At 50.8% G+C, this 19620-nt stretch carries 18 protein-coding genes and 1 pseudogene; 9 read left to right on the forward strand and 10 right to left on the reverse strand.

Going from position 1 to position 19620, the window contains the following annotated elements:
* Positions 1–226 precede the first annotated feature (226 nt).
* Together mobB and mobA are read right to left on the reverse strand one after the other, a co-directional pair.
* The gene (gene mobB, locus OGX67_RS00540) at positions 227–730 is read right to left on the reverse strand and encodes a molybdopterin-guanine dinucleotide biosynthesis protein MobB (RefSeq protein ID WP_286525614.1); all 504 of its coding nucleotides are present in this window, start codon (positions 728–730) and stop codon (positions 227–229) included.
* Complete coding sequence (gene mobA / locus OGX67_RS00545) at positions 727–1311, reverse strand: molybdenum cofactor guanylyltransferase MobA (RefSeq protein WP_003028614.1); 585 nt, start codon at positions 1309–1311, stop codon at positions 727–729. The genes mobB and mobA overlap by 4 nt, the downstream gene beginning before the upstream one ends.
* A 69-nt stretch (positions 1312–1380) precedes the next feature.
* Here mobA and OGX67_RS00550 point away from each other — a divergent pair, with 69 nt between their 5' ends.
* From OGX67_RS00550 to dsbA, 3 genes are all read left to right on the forward strand, one after another.
* Positions 1381–1650 (forward strand): YihD family protein, encoded by a 270-nt coding sequence (locus tag OGX67_RS00550; protein WP_003028616.1) that lies wholly within the window; start codon positions 1381–1383, stop codon positions 1648–1650.
* Positions 1651–1726: 76 nt separating this feature from the next.
* Positions 1727–2713 (forward strand): serine/threonine protein kinase, encoded by a 987-nt coding sequence (locus OGX67_RS00555; RefSeq protein WP_257651932.1) that lies wholly within the window; start codon positions 1727–1729, stop codon positions 2711–2713.
* Positions 2714–2729: 16 nt separating this feature from the next.
* Entirely contained in the window at positions 2730–3353 is a 624-nt protein-coding gene (gene dsbA, locus OGX67_RS00560) for a thiol:disulfide interchange protein DsbA (RefSeq protein ID WP_003028621.1), read from the forward strand.
* A gap of 13 nt (positions 3354–3366) precedes the next feature.
* Here the strand turns inward: dsbA and yihG are convergent, their stop codons facing one another.
* Complete coding sequence (gene yihG / locus OGX67_RS00565; protein ID WP_003028622.1) at positions 3367–4302, reverse strand: 1-acylglycerol-3-phosphate O-acyltransferase, YihG family; 936 nt, start codon at positions 4300–4302, stop codon at positions 3367–3369.
* 363 nt (positions 4303–4665) lie between these two features.
* Here yihG and polA point away from each other — a divergent pair, with 363 nt between their 5' ends.
* Positions 4666–7452, forward strand: coding sequence for a DNA polymerase I (polA, locus tag OGX67_RS00570; RefSeq protein WP_003028623.1), 2787 nt, complete (start codon positions 4666–4668; stop codon positions 7450–7452).
* Between the two features lie 166 nt (positions 7453–7618).
* Positions 7619–7666: a small protein SpfP gene (gene spfP, locus OGX67_RS26915; RefSeq protein WP_071892919.1), complete on the forward strand. Its 48-nt coding sequence runs from the start codon at positions 7619–7621 to the stop codon at positions 7664–7666.
* A gap of 119 nt (positions 7667–7785) precedes the next feature.
* Here spfP and yihA read toward each other — a convergent pair whose 3' ends face one another.
* Entirely contained in the window at positions 7786–8418 is a 633-nt protein-coding gene (gene yihA / locus OGX67_RS00575) for a ribosome biogenesis GTP-binding protein YihA/YsxC (RefSeq protein ID WP_003847926.1), read from the reverse strand.
* 209 nt (positions 8419–8627) lie between these two features.
* On the opposite strand from yihA, the pseudogene OGX67_RS00580 reads away from it, so the two are divergent.
* The 3 genes and pseudogenes from OGX67_RS00580 to hemN all read left to right on the forward strand — a co-directional run bounded on the left by OGX67_RS00580 (position 8628) and on the right by hemN (position 11053).
* Positions 8628–8813 (forward strand): annotated as a pseudogene (locus OGX67_RS00580) (hypothetical protein).
* Between the two features lie 168 nt (positions 8814–8981).
* Entirely contained in the window at positions 8982–9491 is a 510-nt protein-coding gene (gene yihI / locus OGX67_RS00585; RefSeq protein ID WP_003028627.1) for a Der GTPase-activating protein YihI, read from the forward strand.
* A 188-nt stretch (positions 9492–9679) separates the two neighbouring features.
* On the forward strand, positions 9680–11053 hold the full coding sequence (hemN, locus tag OGX67_RS00590) for an oxygen-independent coproporphyrinogen III oxidase (RefSeq protein WP_071667077.1): 1374 nt from the start codon (positions 9680–9682) through the stop codon (positions 11051–11053).
* 89 nt (positions 11054–11142) lie between these two features.
* On the opposite strand, the gene OGX67_RS00595 is transcribed toward hemN, so the two are convergent.
* The 4 genes from OGX67_RS00595 to glnA form a co-directional block, all read right to left on the reverse strand.
* Positions 11143–11253, reverse strand: coding sequence for a YshB family small membrane protein (locus tag OGX67_RS00595; protein ID WP_003028631.1), 111 nt, complete (start codon positions 11251–11253; stop codon positions 11143–11145).
* Between the two features lie 111 nt (positions 11254–11364).
* Positions 11365–12774, reverse strand: a complete 1410-nt coding sequence (glnG, locus tag OGX67_RS00600) for a nitrogen regulation protein NR(I) (RefSeq protein ID WP_003028633.1) — start codon at positions 12772–12774, stop codon at positions 11365–11367.
* 10 nt (positions 12775–12784) lie between these two features.
* A complete protein-coding gene (glnL, locus tag OGX67_RS00605; protein ID WP_003028636.1) occupies positions 12785–13834 on the reverse strand; it encodes a nitrogen regulation protein NR(II) in 1050 nt (349 codons plus the stop codon).
* Between the two features lie 281 nt (positions 13835–14115).
* The gene (gene glnA, locus OGX67_RS00610; protein WP_003028638.1) at positions 14116–15525 is read right to left on the reverse strand and encodes a glutamate--ammonia ligase; all 1410 of its coding nucleotides are present in this window, start codon (positions 15523–15525) and stop codon (positions 14116–14118) included.
* 380 nt (positions 15526–15905) lie between these two features.
* On the opposite strand from glnA, the gene typA reads away from it, so the two are divergent.
* Positions 15906–17729: a ribosome-dependent GTPase TypA gene (gene typA / locus OGX67_RS00615; protein WP_003028641.1), complete on the forward strand. Its 1824-nt coding sequence runs from the start codon at positions 15906–15908 to the stop codon at positions 17727–17729.
* 67 nt (positions 17730–17796) lie between these two features.
* On the opposite strand, the gene OGX67_RS00620 is transcribed toward typA, so the two are convergent.
* Together OGX67_RS00620 and OGX67_RS00625 are read right to left on the reverse strand one after the other, a co-directional pair.
* A complete protein-coding gene (locus OGX67_RS00620; RefSeq protein ID WP_071696209.1) occupies positions 17797–18585 on the reverse strand; it encodes a DeoR/GlpR family DNA-binding transcription regulator in 789 nt (262 codons plus the stop codon).
* Between the two features lie 39 nt (positions 18586–18624).
* Positions 18625–19521 (reverse strand): sugar kinase, encoded by an 897-nt coding sequence (locus OGX67_RS00625; RefSeq protein WP_071696210.1) that lies wholly within the window; start codon positions 19519–19521, stop codon positions 18625–18627.
* Positions 19522–19620 lie beyond the last annotated feature (99 nt).

Raw genomic sequence — 19620 nt, forward strand, 5'->3', positions numbered from 1 at the left:
AGAAGTGAAACGCCGTAGCGCCGATGGTAGTGTGGGGTCTCCCCATGCGAGAGTAGGGAACTGCCAGGCATCAAATAAAAACAAAAGGCCCGGTCGAAAGACCGTGCCTTTTGTTTTATCTGTGGTCTGTCGGTGAGCGCTCTCCTGAGGAGGACAAATCCGCCGGGCTGAACGTATTGTGCAGGCCTGATAAGCGCAGCGCATCAGGCACATCACGACATCGCAGTTATCTTGTGGCCCATTGCGTAACAAAATCAGCTACTTGCTGTATGTTGTTGATATCTAACAATGGAACATCCGCCGCCAGCGGAACGTCACTGGCAACCGCTATAACATAGTCATCCATCACCAATTCCTCAGGACTATGCCCGCAGCCTTCGCGGAAAAGTAGGATCTTAGCGACAGGTTCATGCTTAAATCCCTCAACCAACACCATATCCAACGTTGAAGCGTCCATCCGGCTTACCAGATACGCTAAATCCAGTTCGGGCTCTTCCGGTGTTTCTACCATTAATGCCCAACGTTGCTGGCTGGCGACCAGAGTTTGTGCTGCACCAGCTTTGCGTAACTCATAGCTATCTTTACCGGGCTTGTCGACATCCATCTTGTGATGAGTATGCTTAATCAATCCGGGACGTATACCTCTGGCACGTAGTTCCGGGATCAACTTTTTGAGCAGCGTGGTTTTTCCCGTGCCGCTCCATGCCGCAATGGCGAGTAATGGGATCATGATTTTTCCTGCCATTTTGCGAGCTCTTCGGGGGTGTTCACGTTTACGAACGCATCTTTATGATCGCTGAAATCGACAGCATGACCGCCTGCCAAACGCATAAAGACCATAACGCGTCGTTCACCGGACTGAAGATAATCCTGCAGTAAAGGCTGCATAGAGCGGTGCATCAGCGCAATGGTTGGGTGATCTCTTTCGCCATCATGCACCCAGACAACCGGTGCTGCTTTGCGCTGCTCTTTTAAACGAGCGACCAGATCGTGAGGAATATAGGGCATATCGCACGGGCAGAACAAAAACCATTCTCCCGTTTGCTGCAGGAATACCGATAGCATCCCGGCCAGTGGGCCAGGGAAATCGGCCAATGAATCGGGAATAACTTTCAGGCCGCTTTGCTGGTATATATCCCTGTGGCGATTGGCATTAACCACCACGGTTTCGACCTGCAAAGCGAGAATGTCGGCCACATGTCGCCAAAGAGGTTTACCGTCCAGCTCAAGCAGACCTTTATCGGTTCCGCCCATCCGTCTGGCCTTACCGCCAGCCAGCACAACCCCTGTTATTGCACTATCCAGAATCACTGATATCGCCTCTTTTAATGTGGGATTGACCCTGCTAACGTATCTGTATTGAGCCTAAGGAGCACAACCATGAAATGTAAACGTCTGAATGAAGTTATTGAACTCCTCCAGCCTGCCTGGCAGAAGGAACCCGATCTTAACCTGATGCAATTTTTACAGAAACTGGCGCAAGAGTCAGGTTTTGACGGCGAATTGGCGGATTTAACTGATGACATTCTGATCTATCACCTGAAAATGCGTGACTCGGCGAAAGATGCGGTCATTCCAGGTATTCAGAAAGATTATGAAGAAGATTTTAAAACTGCACTACTCCGCGCACGTGGCGTAATTAAAGAGTAAAAGCTTGTAATCGCCGCCACCGAAAGCGCTGCGAAATGATATCCTGAATCATTCGTAGTATTTTCCGGATGATGGGATGAACGACAACGCTTTTAATTTCCAGACGCTACACCCGGATACCATCATGGATGCACTGTTTGAGCAGGGGATCCGGGTGGACTCCGGGCTTACCCCGCTTAACAGCTATGAAAACCGTGTCTATCAATTTCAGGACGAAGACCGTCGACGCTTTGTCGTTAAGTTTTATCGCCCTGAACGTTGGTCTGTCGATCAGATCCAGGAAGAGCACCAGTTTGCTCTGGAACTGGTAAGCGATGAAGTCCCGGTAGCTGCTCCGCTGGTATTCAGCGGCCAAACGCTATTAAGCCATCAGGGTTTCCATTATGCGATCTTCCCCAGCGTCGGTGGACGCCAGTTTGAAGCCGACAACATCGATCAGATGGAGGCGGTGGGGCGCTATCTCGGGCGTATGCACCAGACCGGATGCAAGCGTACTTTTGCCTTCCGCCCAACGATCGGCCTTGAAGAATACCTGACTGAGCCACGTAAAGTTTTTGAACACGCACAGCTAATCCCATCAGGGCAAAAAGCGGCCTTCCTGAAAGCAACGGATGCGCTTATCGCGATCGTTACCGAACGCTGGCATACGCGTTTTACCACGTTACGCCTGCACGGTGATTGTCATGCCGGTAATATTCTGTGGCGCGATGGCCCGATGTTTGTCGATTTAGATGATGCCCGCAACGGTCCGGCTATTCAGGATTTATGGATGCTCCTCAATGGCGATAAAGCTGAACAACGTATGCAGCTTGAAACCATTATCGAGGCTTATGATGAGTTTAGTGAGTTCGACATCTCTGAAATCGGACTGATAGAACCTTTACGCGCTATGCGTTTAGTTTATTATCTTGCCTGGCTAATTCGACGTTGGGCTGACCCTGCATTTCCAAAAAACTTCCCGTGGTTAACCGGGGAAGATTACTGGCATCGTCAGACCGCGACCTTTATTGAGCAGGCAAAAATTCTGCAAGAGCCCCCCTTACAATTAACGCCAATGTATTAACCGGAGAAACTTGAACATGAAAAAAATATGGCTGGCGCTGGCTGGTATGGTCTTAGCTTTTAGCGCATCTGCAGCGCAGTTCCAGGATGGCAAACAATACATCACTCTGGAAAAGCCAGTTGCGGGTGAACCGCAAGTGTTGGAGTTCTTCTCCTTCTACTGCCCGCACTGCTACCAGTTTGAAGAAGTGCTTCACGTATCTGATAATGTGAAGAAAAAGCTGCCGGAAGGCACCAAGATGACCAAATACCACGTCGAGTTTCTCGGGCCTTTGGGTAAAGATCTGACGCAGGCATGGGCGGTTGCAATGGCGCTGGGCGTTGAAGATCAGGTCACCGTTCCGCTGTTTGAAGGCGTTCAGAAAACCCAGACCGTTCAGTCTGTTGCTGATATCCGTAAAGTGTTTGTCGACGCAGGTATTAAAGGTGAAGACTATGATGCGGCATGGAACAGCTTCGTGGTGAAATCACTCGTGGCACAGCAGGAAAAAGCGGCGGCTGATTTACAGCTGCAGGGCGTTCCGGCGATGTTCGTGAATGGCAAATATCAGGTCAACCCGCAGGGCATGGATACCAGCAGCATGGATATTTTCGTACAACAGTATGCGGATACCGTGAAGTACCTGGTTGGTCAGAAATAAAAGCAAAAGCCGGTCACTGACCGGCTTTTTTATTTGAGGCTTTAATCGCGTCGAGCTGCGCGTCTTTCTCACTCCATAGCGTATTTAGCCAGAGCTGAAACCGACGCTTGAATCCCTTATCGTTCACGTAATCACCGTGCAACTCTTCATGAATTGGCTCCAGATTCACCCGCACGACAATCCGCGTTAACTTACCGCTCAGCATGTCGTAGAACGGTCGACTGCTGTTTTCCGGATAGCACAACGTGACGTTCAACATTTTATCGAACTGTGAACCCAGTACATTCAATGCCATTGCAATACCGGCCGCCTTAGGAGGGAGCAGGTTTTGATAGGGCGAGCGGGTTTGCTCACGTTTATCTTTGGTAAAGCGCGAACCTTCGACAAAATTCACAATGGTTGTCGGGTGTACGCGAAATTTCTCGCAGGAACGACGCGTTGTTTCGACATCTTTACCACGGCGTTCCGGATGGCGAAGCAGATAGCCACGTGAATAGCGTTTCATAAACGGCATATCCAGCGCCCAGCAGGCCAGGCCAATAAAGGGTACCCAGGCCAACTGCTGCTTGAGAAAATATTTATTCATCGGGATGTGCTTACGGAACAGAACGCAAAGCACAACGATATCGGCCCAGCTGTAATGATTACAAATGAGCAGATACCAGTTTTTCTTGCTAAGACCTTCCAGTCCTTCAACATCCCACTTTAGCCGTGGATTAAGGTGCAGCAGTAGCGCCAGACCTTCACACCAGCAGTACATCATGAAATTACAGAAGACAGAAACCTTGCGCCAGACGACAGGAATAGGCAAAAGGAGTTTCACAACCCCGGCAAGGATGATCGGCACAGAACAAAAAATCGTGACCAATATGGTCAATACGATACTCAGCAACAGCGTTATCGCAGCGAGTATTCTCGTCATAATTAAATTATTCAAAAGGTTAGCCATAGACAGTGCGCGAAAGAGGCGCAAGGGACTGATTTTATCAGAAAACGAACCAAATGATGGATCTTCCCTCAATAGAAAAAAGAGGAATATCTATCCACATCAGGATATAAGCTGTAAAAATGGAATAAAATGCTGTGTATTTATTTAATTTATTGAAATACATATAAAAATATTATGAGGCAGTAATTGCCTTGTTATATTTAAAGAGCTGTAAATTATTTATTCACAAAGTTATCCACAGATGTCTTTGCGAGCAAAGCAGAAGATCTACAAAAGTTTTTCGACAAATGCGGCGAAAAACTCATGTTTTCATCCTGTCTGTGGCATCCTTTACCCATAATCTGATAAACAGGCACGGACATTATGGTTCAGATCCCAGAAAACCCACTTATCCTTGTAGATGGCTCATCTTACCTGTATCGCGCATACCACGCGTTCCCACCGCTGACTAACAGCGCAGGAGAACCTACGGGCGCGATGTACGGTGTCCTCAACATGCTGCGTAGCTTGATTTTGCAATATCAGCCGACCCACGCGGCGGTGGTATTCGACGCCAAGGGTAAAACCTTCCGTGATGAGTTATTCGAACACTATAAGTCGCACCGCCCACCCATGCCGGACGATCTGCGTGCGCAGATTGAACCTCTGCATGCGATGGTAAAAGCGATGGGGCTGCCATTGCTGGCGGTTTCTGGCGTGGAGGCGGATGATGTCATCGGTACGCTGGCGCGGGAAGCGGAGAAGGTGGGTCGTCCGGTGCTGATTAGCACTGGTGATAAAGATATGGCTCAGTTGGTGACGCCGAATATCACTCTTATCAACACCATGACCAATACGATCCTCGGCCCGGATGAAGTGGTGAATAAATACGGTGTCCCGCCGGAACTGATCATCGATTTCCTGGCGCTGATGGGGGATTCCTCAGATAACATTCCTGGCGTTCCAGGCGTAGGTGAAAAAACTGCGCAGGCTCTGCTGCAGGGGCTGGGTGGGCTGGATACTCTCTATGCTGAATCAGACAAAATTGCGGGGCTGACATTCCGTGGTGCGAAAACCATGGCGGGCAAACTTGAGCAGAATAAAGAGGTGGCGTACCTCTCTTATCAATTGGCTACTATCAAAACGGATGTTGAGCTGGAGTTGACCTGCGAGCAGCTGGAAGTCCGTCAACCGGCAGCAGAAGAACTGCTTGGCCTGTTTAAACAGTATGAATTCAAACGTTGGGTTACTGACGTTGAAGCGGGTAAATGGCTACAGGCGAAAGGGACGAAGCCGGCGGCAAAACCGCAAGAAACTATTGTCGTCGATGAAACGCCTGAGGAGCCGGCTACGGTTCTTTCGTATGATAACTATGTGACGATTCTGGACGAAGCGACGCTGGAAGAGTGGATCGCGAAGCTGAAAAAAGCACCTGTCTTTGCCTTCGATACGGAAACTGACAGCCTGGACAATATTTCCGCGAATCTGGTTGGCCTGTCTTTTGCCATTGAACCGGGTGTGGCGGCATATGTTCCTGTTGCCCACGATTACCTGGATGCCCCCGATCAAATAGCTCGCGATCGCGCGCTGGAGCTGCTGAAGCCGCTGCTTGAAGATGAGAATGCGCATAAAGTCGGGCAGAACCTGAAGTACGATCGCGGTATCCTGGCGAACTATGGCATCGAGCTGCGCGGCATCACCTTTGACACCATGCTTGAATCCTACATTCTTAACAGTGTCGCTGGCCGACACGATATGGACAGCCTGTCGGACCGCTGGCTTAAACATAAAACTATCACCTTTGAAGAGATCGCTGGAAAAGGCAAAAACCAGCTGACCTTTAACCAGATAGCATTGGAAGAAGCCGGGCGTTACGCTGCGGAAGACGCCGACGTTACGCTACAGCTGCATCTGAAAATGTGGCCAGAATTACAGCAGCATAAAGGGCCACTGAACGTCTTTGAAAATATCGATATGCCGCTGGTGCCAGTTTTGTCTCGTGTTGAGCGCAACGGTGTGAAAATCGATCCGGCTGTTCTGCACAAGCATTCAGAAGAACTGACGCTGCGTTTGAACGAGCTGGAGCAAAAAGCGCACGAGATCGCCGGAGAAGCGTTTAACCTGTCTTCCACCAAGCAACTGCAAACCATCCTGTTTGAAAAGCAGGGTATTAAGCCGCTGAAGAAAACGCCGGGCGGCGCACCATCAACGTCGGAAGAGGTGCTGGAAGAGTTAGCGCTGGATTATCCGTTGCCGAAAGTTATCCTGGAATATCGTGGGTTAGCAAAACTGAAGTCGACCTATACGGATAAGCTTCCGTTGATGATTAACAAGAAGACCGGGCGCGTGCACACTTCCTATCATCAGGCAGTTACCGCAACGGGTCGCTTGTCTTCAACGGATCCGAACCTGCAAAACATCCCGGTACGTAATGACGAAGGTCGTCGTATTCGTCAGGCGTTCATTGCGCCAGAAGACTACGTGATTGTCTCTGCGGACTACTCACAGATTGAACTGCGTATCATGGCGCACCTTTCACGTGATAAAGGTCTGCTTACCGCGTTTGCCGAAGGGAAAGATATTCACCGCGCAACGGCGGCAGAAGTCTTTGGTTTACCGCTTGATTCTGTGACCAGCGAGCAACGCCGCAGCGCGAAAGCCATTAACTTCGGTTTGATCTACGGGATGAGCGCCTTTGGTCTGGCGCGCCAGTTGAATATTCCGCGTAAAGAAGCGCAGAAGTACATGGATCTCTACTTCGAACGCTACCCAGGCGTGTTGGAATATATGGAACGTACCCGCGCGCAGGCGAAAGAGCAGGGTTATGTAGAAACGCTGGAAGGTCGCCGTCTCTATTTACCGGATATTAAATCCAGTAATGGTGCTCGTCGTGCAGGTGCAGAACGCGCGGCAATTAACGCCCCGATGCAGGGTACTGCCGCAGACATTATCAAACGAGCGATGATTGCGGTGGACAGATGGCTGCAAACCGAGCAACCGCGTGTGCGTATGATCATGCAGGTACACGATGAACTGGTGTTTGAAGTGCATAAAGATGACCTCGAAAGCGTCTCTAAAAAGATCCACCAACTGATGGAAAACGAGACCCAGATTGACGTGCCGTTGCTGGTGGAAGTCGGTAGTGGCGAAAACTGGGATCAGGCGCACTAAGGGTTTACTGAATAACGGCTATTTTTCGTAACTAAGCAACATAAGAAAGAGCTTTTTGTGATGTCCATTAGAATTCCCTATGTAAGGAATGAAAAAAAATTACAAAAAGTGCTTTCTGAGCTGCTCAAAAAAGAGTAAAGTTATTCTCGTAGGGTACAGAGGTAAGATGTTCTATCTTTCAGACCTTTTACTTCACGTAATCGGATTTGGCTGAATATTTTAGCCGCCCCAGTCAGTAATGACTGGGGCGTTTTTTATTGTGCGAAAGAAAAGTTTTGTACATGCTGTAGGCCGGATAAGACGCGCAGCGGCGCCATCCGGCAATACGGTGGGTTATTCCCCGTCCTGCATCTCTTCAACCGGTGCCAGTTCACTAAACCAGCTATCCAGTTTTTGCCGCAGTTTGTCCACACCCAGCTTTTTCAGCGATGAAAATGCTTCTACCTGCACATCACCGTTAAATGCCAGTACGGCTTCGCGTACCATATTCAGTTGCGCTTTGCGTGCACCGCTGGCCAGCTTATCTGCTTTAGTCAGCAGTACCAGAACCTGAACGTTGCTCTCAACCGCCCACAGGATCATCTGTTGATCGAGATCTTTTAACGGGTGACGAATATCCATCAGTACCACCAGACCTTGCAGGCTCTGACGTTTTTCCAGATATTCAGCCAGCGCGCGCTGCCATTTACGCTTCATCTCTTCTGGAACTTCGGCATAACCGTATCCAGGCAAATCGACCAGGCGTTTGCCGTCAACGACTTCAAACAGGTTGATGAGCTGAGTACGACCTGGCGTTTTAGATGTACGTGCCAGACCCTTTTGATTCGTCAGGGTATTTAGCGCACTGGATTTGCCTGCGTTGGAACGGCCAGCAAAAGCCACTTCTATACCGGTGTCGGAAGGTAAGTGGCGAATATCAGGCGCACTCATCACAAAGTGCGTCTGTTGATAATTCAAGTTAGTCAAAGCAGTCCTCTCCATCAATCAGGGCTTTGCAGCGATTATACCTGAACCCCAGCAAAAGGCTGGTTTTTCGACGAGTGGGCTGTGTGAGTAAAAACCACGCGCTTTGTGAGACATTGCCGACAGTTTCTATACGAGATGACAGAGTAAAAAATGACAGAACTAAAATAAATCATAGAGTTACATTTGGGCGCTATTCTTAAAATCAGAAATTGTTACCCAGGTTACTTGTACGTTTAAACCAAAACGGTAAAGTAGCGTCCATAGCGAGGAAGCTGACAGGATAGACAACTCAGGATGAGGGTCAGGAGCGCCAGGAGGCGAAGACACAGGATTGTCAGGAAGACAAACGTCCGGAGACGTTAGTAAAAGGAAATGGAAACAACACGGAATGTTAGAGGCTAAGGGAAAAACAGGGTGTGTTGATAGCCAACAGGGATTGTAGAGCCCGTAAGGGTTGAGAGTCAGGAAAAAAGGCGACAGATTACTCTGTCGCCTTTTTTCTTTATTTCTGCTAGATTCCGGCGCAATTATATACTGAATAAAACAGCCAAAGACGAATCATGATGAAACCAACTTCTACACCACGCGGTAAAGGTCCTGCAAAAGCGCGTCGTAAAACACGCGAAGAAATTAACCAGGAAGCCCGCGACCGTAAGCGCCAGAAAAAACACCGTGGTCATGCGGCAGGTAGCCGTGCGTCCGGTAGCGAAGGCGCATCTGGTGGCGGAAACCAAAATAAGCAAAAAGATCCTCGTATTGGCAGCAAAACCCCCATTCCATTGGGTGTGACCGAAAAAGTCACCAAACAGCACAAACCGAAGAGTGAGAAACCTATGCTTTCACCACAGGCTGAGTTGGATTTACTGGAAACGGATGAGCGCCTGGATGCGCTGCTGGAGCGTCTTGAAGCAGGAGAGACCCTGAGCGCGGAAGATCAGTCCTGGGTTGATGCCAAGCTGGACCGCATTGATGAGCTGATGCAAAAGCTGGGTCTTTCTTACGATGACGAGGAAGAAGAGGAAGAAGAAGAAAAGCAGGAAGACATGATGCGCCTGCTGAAAGGCGGCAACTAACGGTTTTACACCGTGGGTCTTCCCGTCCTGCTTATAACCCTTCCGGTTATATGTTATCTGGTGTGGTTATTCGTTAAACTACAGCGGTTGTCGCGGCGACAGAAGTGGCTGCGCAACCGACTTATCACCCGTACTGGGGTTAAGTCGGTACGCCGTACCCGCCAGAGACGCCATCGGAAGGAGTGAGCATGTCAGAGCAGTTAATAGACTGGGACCTGGCCCTGATCCAGAAATATAACTATTCCGGGCCACGATATACCTCGTACCCGACCGCGCTGGAGTTTTCTGAAGACTACGGCACTGAAGCATTTCTAAAGGCCGTGGCGCGTTATCCTGAGCGTCCTCTCTCGCTGTACGTTCACATCCCGTTCTGCCACAAGCTGTGTTATTTCTGCGGCTGTAACAAGGTCGTGACTCGCCAGCAGCATAAAGCCGATCAATACCTCGATGTCTTAGAACAAGAAATTATTCATCGCGCACCGCTGTTTGCCGGACGTCATGTCAGTCAACTGCACTGGGGCGGCGGCACGCCAACGTATCTGAATAAAGCGCAAATCAGCCGTTTGATGTCGCTGCTGCGTGGCAACTTTAACTTTAACGACGACGCCGAAATCTCGATCGAAGTGGATCCGCGTGAAATTGAGCTGGATGTGCTCGATCATTTACGCGCTGAAGGTTTTAACCGCCTGAGCATGGGGGTGCAGGACTTCAATAAAGAAGTTCAGCGCCTGGTGAACCGTGAGCAGGATGAGGAGTTTATCTTTGCGCTGCTGAATCATGCGCGTGAGATTGGCTTTACCTCAACGAATATCGATCTGATTTATGGTTTGCCAAAACAGACGCCGGAAAGTTTCGCCTTTACCCTGAAACGCGTTGCTGAGCTGAATCCAGACCGACTGAGCGTCTTCAACTACGCGCACCTGCCGACGCTATTTGCCGCTCAGCGCAAGATTAAAGACGCCGACCTGCCCAGCGCGCAGCAGAAGCTGGATATCCTGCAGGAAACCATTTCTTCACTGACCGAAACCGGTTATCAGTTCATTGGTATGGATCACTTTGCTCGGCCGGATGATGAGCTGGCGATTGCTCAACGCAAGGGTGTGCTGCATCGTAATTTCCAGGGTTATACCACCCAGGGTGATACCGATCTGTTGGGAATGGGCGTGTCAGCCATTAGTATGATTGGTGACAACTACGCGCAGAACCAGAAAGAGCTGAAGCGCTATTATCAGCAGGTTGACGAGCAGGGGAACGCACTGTGGCGCGGAATTGCCCTGACCCGCGATGACTGCATTCGTCGTGATGTTATTAAGCTCCTGATCTGTAACTTCCGCCTCGACTATGCCGCTGTGGAACAGCAATGGGATCTGAACTTCGCTGACTATTTTGCCGAAGACCTGAAACTGCTGGCACCACTGGCGAAAGATGGGCTGGTGGATGTGGATGAGAAGGGGATTCAGGTTACGCCGAAGGGGCGCCTGCTAATTCGTAATATTTGCATGTGCTTTGATGCTTATCTGCGGCAGAAAGCACGCATGCAGCAGTTCTCCCGCGTCATTTAACCGGGTTGCCCGGTGGCGCTACGCTTACCGGGCCTACACGTCGCGATAATCTGTAGGCCGGATAAGCGTTAGCGCCATCCGGCGCGCCTTCAGCTGAACAGCCCAACCAGCGCCGCGCACAGCACTGCGGCAACCGCAGTTTGTGGCGTATGGCTCTCGACCGCACCGCTCGACAGCAGATTAATCATTGATTCCAGCATGATGACTTCCCCCGTTTGCCGGGCACGATCATACTTAACTCATCGGAACAGTAAAGCGCAAAATAGCAGCAATTTGCGCTCAATTATCAATCTTTACACAGTGACGAATCGTCACTCCATTCCGAGTTCTTTTAACTTACGCGTCAAGGTATTACGGCCCCAGCCAAGCAGGCGTGCGGCTTCCTGTTTGTGCCCCTGGGTATGACGTAGCGCGGTGGTCAACAGCGTGCGCTCCATTTCCGGTTGAGCCTCAGAAAGCAGGTTTTGATGACCGGAACGCAAGGCCCGGTCTGCCCACTGTGCCAACAGGGTTGCCCAGCTGTCTGGCTGCATATGGGACGGTGCGTCAGGCACGGTGGTTTCAAACAGCTCGGCTGGTAAGTCCTGAATTAGTACTTCCTGGCCGGCGGCCATGACGGTTAACCAGCGGCAGGTGTTCTCAAGCTGACGCACGTTACCCGGCCAGGCCAGACGGGTCAGCGCCGCCTCGGTCTCCGGGTGTAATTGTTTGGCTTCAACCCCCAGTTCGTGCGCGGCCTCCTGCAGGAAATGGCGCGCCAGACGTGGGATATCTTCCCGACGTTCACGCAGCGGCGGCAAATGCACGCGGATGACGTTCAGACGATGGAATAAGTCCTCGCGGAATTTGCCTTCCTGTACGCGTAGTTCCAGATTCTGGTGCGTGGCGGCGATAATACGTACGTCCACCTTCACGGGCGCATAGCCGCCAACGCGGTAAAACTGTCCATCGGCTAATACGCGCAATAAACGCGTTTGCACGTCCAGCGGCATATCGCCAATTTCATCGAGGAACAGCGTACCGCCGTCAGCCTGTTCAAAGCGCCCCTGACGAATGGTATTCGCCCCGGTAAACGCGCCTTTCTCGTGACCAAACAGCTCAGATTCGATCAAATCTTTTGGGATTGCCGCCATGTTCAGGGCGATAAACGGCGCTTTGACGCGCGGGCTATGACGGTGCAGCGCATGGGCGACCAGCTCTTTACCGGTCCCGGACTCCCCGTTAATCAATACGCTGATTGACGATCGGGACAGGCGGCCAATAATGCGAAAGACGTCCTGCATTGCCGGCGCTTCGCCGATGATGTCAGTTGTTGGGCCGTTGATCTGAACATTGCGCGGCTGCTGCTGTTCCTGATAATGGCTGATGGCACGTTCGACCAGCGCCACGGCTTCATCAATATCAAAAGGTTTGGGCAGATAATCAAACGCCCCTTGCTGATAGGCGCTGACGGCAGCATCCAGATCGGAGTGCGCGGTCATTATGATGACCGGAAGCATCGGATGCCGCTGTTTAATCTGTTTTAACAGCGTTAGACCGTCCATGCCCGGCATGCGAATATCCGACAACAGTACGTCAGGCGTTTTGCTGGCCAGCGCGTCCAGTACCTCTTTACCACTTTCAAATGTGGTACAGCTTAGCCCTGCCCCTGCGAGCGCACGTTCAAGCACCCAACGGATGGAACTATCGTCATCAACGACCCAGACTATTCCTCGTTGCATAAACGTCACCTTATTTCCTGATAGGCAGGTAAACCGAGAACTCGGTATGACCCGGCCAACTGGTAAATTCAATTTTGCCGGAATGTTGATCAATTAAATTGCGGGCGATGGATAATCCAAGCCCGGTACCGCCTTCGCGACCGCTGACCATTGGGTAGAACAGCGTGTCCTGCAAATGCGAGGGAATACCCGGACCGTTGTCCTCTACATCAATCCGTGCCGCCAGGCGATAACGTACGCCGTGCAGCGTGAGCTGAAACGCGGTGCGGGTACGCAGAATGATCTCACCGCCTTCAGCTCCCAGCGCCTGCAAAGCATTGCGCACGATGTTTAACAGAACCTGCTCGATCTGGTCCGGGTCGTGCAGTAATTCGGGCAGACTCGGGTCGTAATCACGAATCAGCGTGACGTTTTCCGGGAGCTCCATTGAGACCAGCGCCACCACGCGCTCCGCCACCTTGTGAATACTTTCCGTGACATGCATGCCAGGCTGTTGTGGTCCCAGCAGACGGTCGACCAGATTACGCAGGCGGTCGGCCTGCTCAATAATGACTTTGGTATATTCGGTTAGCGCCGGGTCCGGAAGCGCTTTGCTGAGTAGCTGCGCTGCGCCGCGTAATCCACCTAAAGGGTTCTTGATTTCGTGCGCCAGACCGCGCACCAGATCGCGGGCGGCAATCTGCTGGGCGTGCTGGAGCTGCTCCTGACTCAGACGGCGCTGGTTATCCATTGGCGCCATCTCCAGCAGAATAAGGCCATCAGGCAGCCTCTGAGCGGTCACTGACAGGATATGTGAGTGGCTGTCTATCACCAGCGTCACTTCGTTATCCGTAAAGCCCTGGCCTGCTTCCAGGCTCTCTCGCATCAGTCCGATGTTTAAGGAGAAATAACTCAACAGATCGGGAAGCGGTGTACCAAACAGTTTGCGGGAGCTTTGGGCGAGCAGCTGCTGTGCCGCCGGATTGGCGTAATGTACCGCCAGCTCATCGTCGACGAGCAAAATGCTGTTGATTAAAGAATTGAGGATCTGCCCAGCATCGGGCAGCGTGCCGGTTGCCATTCAGCAGTCTCCTGAAAAGTGTTGCACCAATTTAGTGCATTATAGCTTTTTACATCAAAAAAGCGCGAGAAAGCAGGTTGTTAGTGGAGAAAAAAGCCCATCCTGGGATGGGCTACAGATGACTGGCAAACGCAGATGCCGGATGGCGGCTTTGCTTTATCCGGCCTACAAGGTGATGTTACCGGTAGGCCTGATAAGCTTGCGCCATCAGGCGTCCTATCATTCGCCATCGATCTCAAGCCTGCCTGAGCAGGCTAAAAGTTCCACGGCAACTCAAACGATTAAACGCTGTAGTACAGCTCAAACTCTACCGGGTGCGGAGTCATACGCACACGGTCATCTTCTTCGCGACGCAGCGTAATGTACGCATCGATCGCTTCATTGGTGAACACGCCGCCTGCAGTCAGGAACTCACGGTCCAGATCCAGTTCTTTCAGTGCTTCTTCCAGAGAACCAGCAACCTGTGGGATCTCTTTCGCTTCTTCTGGCGGCAGGTCGTACAGGTTTTTGTCCATGGCTTCGCCCGGGTGGATCTTGTTCTTGATGCCGTCAAGACCGGCCATCAGCAGTGCTGCGAAGCACAGGTATGGGTTAGCAGCCGGGTCCGGGAAACGCACTTCAATACGACGCGCTTTCGGAGAAGCAACCACCGGAATACGGATAGAAGCAGAACGGTTACGGGCAGAGTAAGCCAGCATTACCGGCGCTTCGTAGCCTGGGACCAGACGCTTATAAGAGTTAGTGGTCGGGTTAGCCAGGGCGTTGATCGCTTTAGCGTGTTTGATTACGCCGCCGATGTAGAACAGCGCCTGCTCAGACAGACCCGCATATTTGTCGCCAGAGAACAGGTTTACGCCGTTCTTGGACAGGGACATGTGGCAGTGCATACCAGAACCGTTATCACCGAACATCGGTTTTGGCATAAAGGTCGCGGTTTTACCGAAACGGTGCGCAACGTTGTGCACGACGTATTTGTAGATCTGAATTTCGTCCGCTTTTTTGGTCATGGTGTTAAAGCGGGTCGCGATTTCGTTCTGGCCAGCGGTCGCCACTTCGTGGTGATGCGCTTCAACAACCAGGCCCATCTCTTCCATGATCAGACACATGGTAGAACGGATGTCCTGAGAAGAATCTACCGGAGGAACCGGGAAGTAACCGCCTTTCACACCAGGACGGTGACCTTTGTTACCACCTTCGTATTTGGTGGAGGAGTTCCATGCGCCTTCGATGTCATCGATTGCCACATGGGAACCGGAAATAGACGCGCCGAAACGGATGTCGTCAAACAGGAAGAATTCTGGCTCTGGCCCGAACAGAACGGTGTCTGCGATGCCGGTAGAACGCAGATACTCTTCAGCGCGTTTTGCGATGGAGCGCGGGTCGCGGTCATAGCCCTGCAGTGTACCGGGTTCCAGGATATCGCAACGGATGATCAGGGTAGACTCTTCATAGAACGGGTCGATGAGTGCAGTCGACGCATCTGGCATCAGAACCATGTCTGATTCGTTAATGCCTTTCCAGCCACCGATTGAGGAGCCGTCAAACATTTTGCCTTCTTCAAAGAATTCGGCATTTACCTGATGAGCAGGAATAGTGACGTGCTGTTCTTTACCTTTGGTATCAGTGAAGCGTAAATCAACAAACTTCACTTCGTGTTCGTTCAGCATCGTCAAAACGTGTTCAGCGGACATACTTACTCTCCCGGATTGGTCATGGTCGTCGTGGTAACGAAGTCTTCAATTCTGCAAAAAATTGGCCGTGTCGCCGTAAAAAATATAAAGCGAAATCTGTGCCAACTTTTAAATTGCCCCTAAAAGGCGTTATCATGCGCACTATCGTGCAAAGGGGCTGCACCATGAAGGTTGTATTGCACCATTATAGTGCTTTAATGTGAACATTAAGCACCATATTGGTGCAAAGCATGTCAGATTACCCCTTTTAACGCTCCGTGAATGTGATCACAAAGAAACTCTGCAATACTTGTTTGCGGAGGATGTTTGTGATCCTGTTTTGTACTGCGATTAATCCGTGTACAATAACGCGCTATTTCTAAAATGCCTGAGGCAAAGTTGTGATCGAAAATTTGCGTAACATCGCCATCATCGCGCACGTAGACCATGGTAAAACGACCCTGGTAGACAAGCTGCTCCAACAATCCGGTACGTTCGATGCACGTGCTGAAACCCAAGAGCGCGTGATGGACTCCAACGATTTGGAGAAAGAGCGTGGGATTACCATCCTCGCTAAAAACACCGCTATCAAATGGAATGACTACCGTATCAACATCGTTGATACCCCGGGGCACGCCGACTTCGGTGGTGAAGTTGAACGTGTAATGTCCATGGTCGACTCCGTGCTGCTGGTGGTGGATGCAATGGATGGTCCGATGCCGCAGACGCGCTTCGTGACCAAAAAAGCCTTTGCCCATGGCCTGAAGCCAATTGTTGTTATCAACAAAGTTGACCGTCCTGGCGCGCGTCCTGACTGGGTTGTTGATCAGGTATTCGACCTGTTCGTTAACCTCGACGCTACCGACGAACAGCTGGACTTCCCGATCGTTTACGCTTCCGCGCTGAACGGTATCGCAGGTCTGGATCACGAAGATATGGCTGAAGACATGACTCCGCTGTATCAGACCATCGTTGATCGTGTACCGGCTCCGAACGTAGACCTTGATGGCCCGCTGCAGATGCAAATCTCTCAGCTGGACTACAACAACTACGTTGGCGTAATCGGCATCGGCCGCATTAAACGCGGTAAAGTTAAACCGAACCAGCAGATCACTATCATTGATAGCGAAGGCAAAACCCGTAACGGTAAAGTCGGTAAAGTTCTGACTCATCTGGGTCTGGAACGTATCGAGAGCGATATTGCCGAAGCCGGCGATATCATCGCGATTACCGGTCTGGGCGAACTGAACATCTCCGACACCATCTGCGATCCGCAGAACGTCGAAGCGCTGCCGGCTCTGTCCGTTGATGAACCGACCGTAACCATGTTCTTCTGCGTAAACACCTCTCCGTTCTGTGGTAAAGAAGGTAAATATGTTACCTCTCGTCAGATCCTTGACCGCCTGAACAAAGAGCTGGTGCACAACGTTGCGCTGCGCGTTGAAGAAACCGAAGATGCGGATGCGTTCCGCGTATCCGGTCGTGGTGAGCTGCACCTGTCTGTTCTGATTGAAAACATGCGTCGTGAAGGTTTCGAAATGGCGGTTTCCCGTCCGAAAGTTATCTTCCGCGAAATCGATGGCCGTAAACAAGAGCCGTTCGAAAACGTAACGCTGGACGTCGAAGAGCAGCATCAGGGTTCTGTCATGCAGGCTCTGGGTGAGCGTAAAGGCGACCTGAAAAACATGAATCCAGATGGCAAAGGCCGCGTACGTCTTGACTACGTGATCCCAAGCCGTGGTCTGATCGGCTTCCGTTCAGAATTCATGACCATGACTTCCGGTACCGGTCTGCTGTACTCCACCTTCAGCCACTACGACGATGTTCGTGCGGGTGATGTGGGTCAGCGTCAGAACGGCGTACTGATCTCCAACGGCCAGGGTAAAGCAGTTGCGTTCGCACTGTTCAGCCTGCAGGACCGCGGTAAGCTGTTCCTGGGTCACGGTGCTGAAGTTTACGAAGGCCAGATCATCGGTATTCACAGCCGCTCTAACGACCTGACTGTAAACTGCCTGACCGGTAAGAAACTGACCAACATGCGTGCGTCCGGTACTGACGAAGCAACGGTTCTGGTTCCGCCGGTTAAGATGACTCTGGAGCAGGCTCTGGAATTCATCGATGACGACGAACTGGTAGAAGTTACTCCAACCTCTATCCGTATTCGTAAGCGTCACCTGACTGAAAACGATCGTCGCCGTGCAATGCGTGGCGCGAAAGAAGAGTAATTAACGCTCTTTCTCAGGTAAGCATAAAAAAGCCGCTGATTATCAGCGGCTTTTTTTATCTAAAAGATCAGGTCGTTTCCTGCTCTGCAATGACTAGCTCAATATTTTCTAAATCAAGCAATTGCTTGAATGAATTTGGTGGCTGGGAATCGGTAAAAAATGCCTGAATTTTACGCATATTACCGATGGATACAGCGGCTGAGGCAGTAAACTTAGTATGATCAGCAACTAACAGCGTATTACGTGCATGCTTAATCATCGTTTTGGCGACAAGCGCTTCGTTAACGTCAAATTCCAATAGGGTGCCGTCTTCCTCAATGGCACCAATACTAGTAATCAAATAGTCGGCTCTGAATCCTTCAATAAAGTTCACTGCTCCTGGACCAACAATACCGCCATTATGAGCACGTAGCGTTCCACCGGGCACCATGACCTCAAGATCTTGATTCTTATATAAGATCTGTGCAACACGAAGACTGTTAGTAATGATGCGGAGATCCCGGCGGTTCAGCAAAGCTCGTGCGACGGCTTCCACCGTTGTACCAATGGTAATAAATACTGTACAGCGTTCAGGAAGATAATCAGCAACCGCTTCCGCAATCGCTTCTTTTTCCTGGGTAAGGGACAACTCTCGCTGTTCAAAGGCGGTATTCATGACGCTGGATACACGTCCGGCTCCACCATGATGTCTGGTGATCAAGCCCTGTTCGCTTAATTTACGAATATCCCGGCGCACGGTTTGCGTGGACACGTCCAGCAATTGTGCGAGCTCTTCGATATTCATATAGCCGCGTTCTGTAATGTAATGAACAAGTTGATCGTGTCGCGGATTACCGGTGACTTCAATGATGCTCATGAATACTCCTGGACTTCTTCCCCGTAATTGTTGGCTATTTTACGCATAAAATGACAAAAATGATTCGGTTTGCGCACGATTAGGAATTCCGGCTCGTCCACCCGCCTGAGTGCATTTCATCGCCGCCACCGCACTTGCGAAGCGAATCGCCTGGTCAGTCGGCATTTGCTCTGCAAGAGCTGCTGCCATTGCACCATGGAAAACATCGCCTGCACCGGTTGTATCCACAACATTGACAGAAAATGCAGTCTGTTGACACATATGCCCATTTTCGACCCATAGTGACCCTTCGCCACCAAGCGTAACGTACACTTTACCATTGGTTTGCTCAGCGGCCAGTTTAAGTGCCTGTTGTGCATCATCTTGCCCGGTCATTCTTTTCAGACCTGGAGTTGAAAAAACGGCATGATCGGCCAGCGCCACCAATGGGGTTATATCTTGTGGTGTCATATCGGCATCCAACAGCGTTGGAACTCCAGCGGCACGTGCCAGTTCGAAGGATTTCAACGTTCCTTCATGCCAACGTACATCGGCCAGAACGATGTCATAACGGGAAAAATCAATCGACTCCAGCCACCCTGCATCCGTATCGAGATCTGGGCTTGGATAGTTCACGATGATGCGTTCGCCATGCTGGTCGACCAAAATTGCGGACTGGGATGAACGGGAGTTCGGGTATTGCCGGCAGAACGCCGTATTGACCCCCCAGCTCTGAAGCTCGTTAAGCAAGGTATCCCCACAACTGTCATCGCCTACACGTCCTATAAAATCAACGTCAATACCAAGCCGGGCAATGGCGACAGCTGCCGTTGCTGCCGGGCCGCCACCTGTCTCCAGATATTGATTTGACTGATATTTCCCCCCGCCATCGGGCAGGCTGTTTAGAGAATAAATACGGTCCTGAACGGTGATTCCAACACATGCAATTCTGGTCATATTTGGTTAGTCCTGTGTGATCTTGTCTTCTTTTGTCCATTTTAATGACATAAATGATCAAATTAGTGACGTGTGTCTTGTTTTTAGTCATAAATTACA

The organism is Citrobacter sp. Cf118 (genome assembly GCF_030334095.1).
In the GTDB taxonomy this organism is placed as follows: domain Bacteria; phylum Pseudomonadota; class Gammaproteobacteria; order Enterobacterales; family Enterobacteriaceae; genus Citrobacter; species Citrobacter freundii.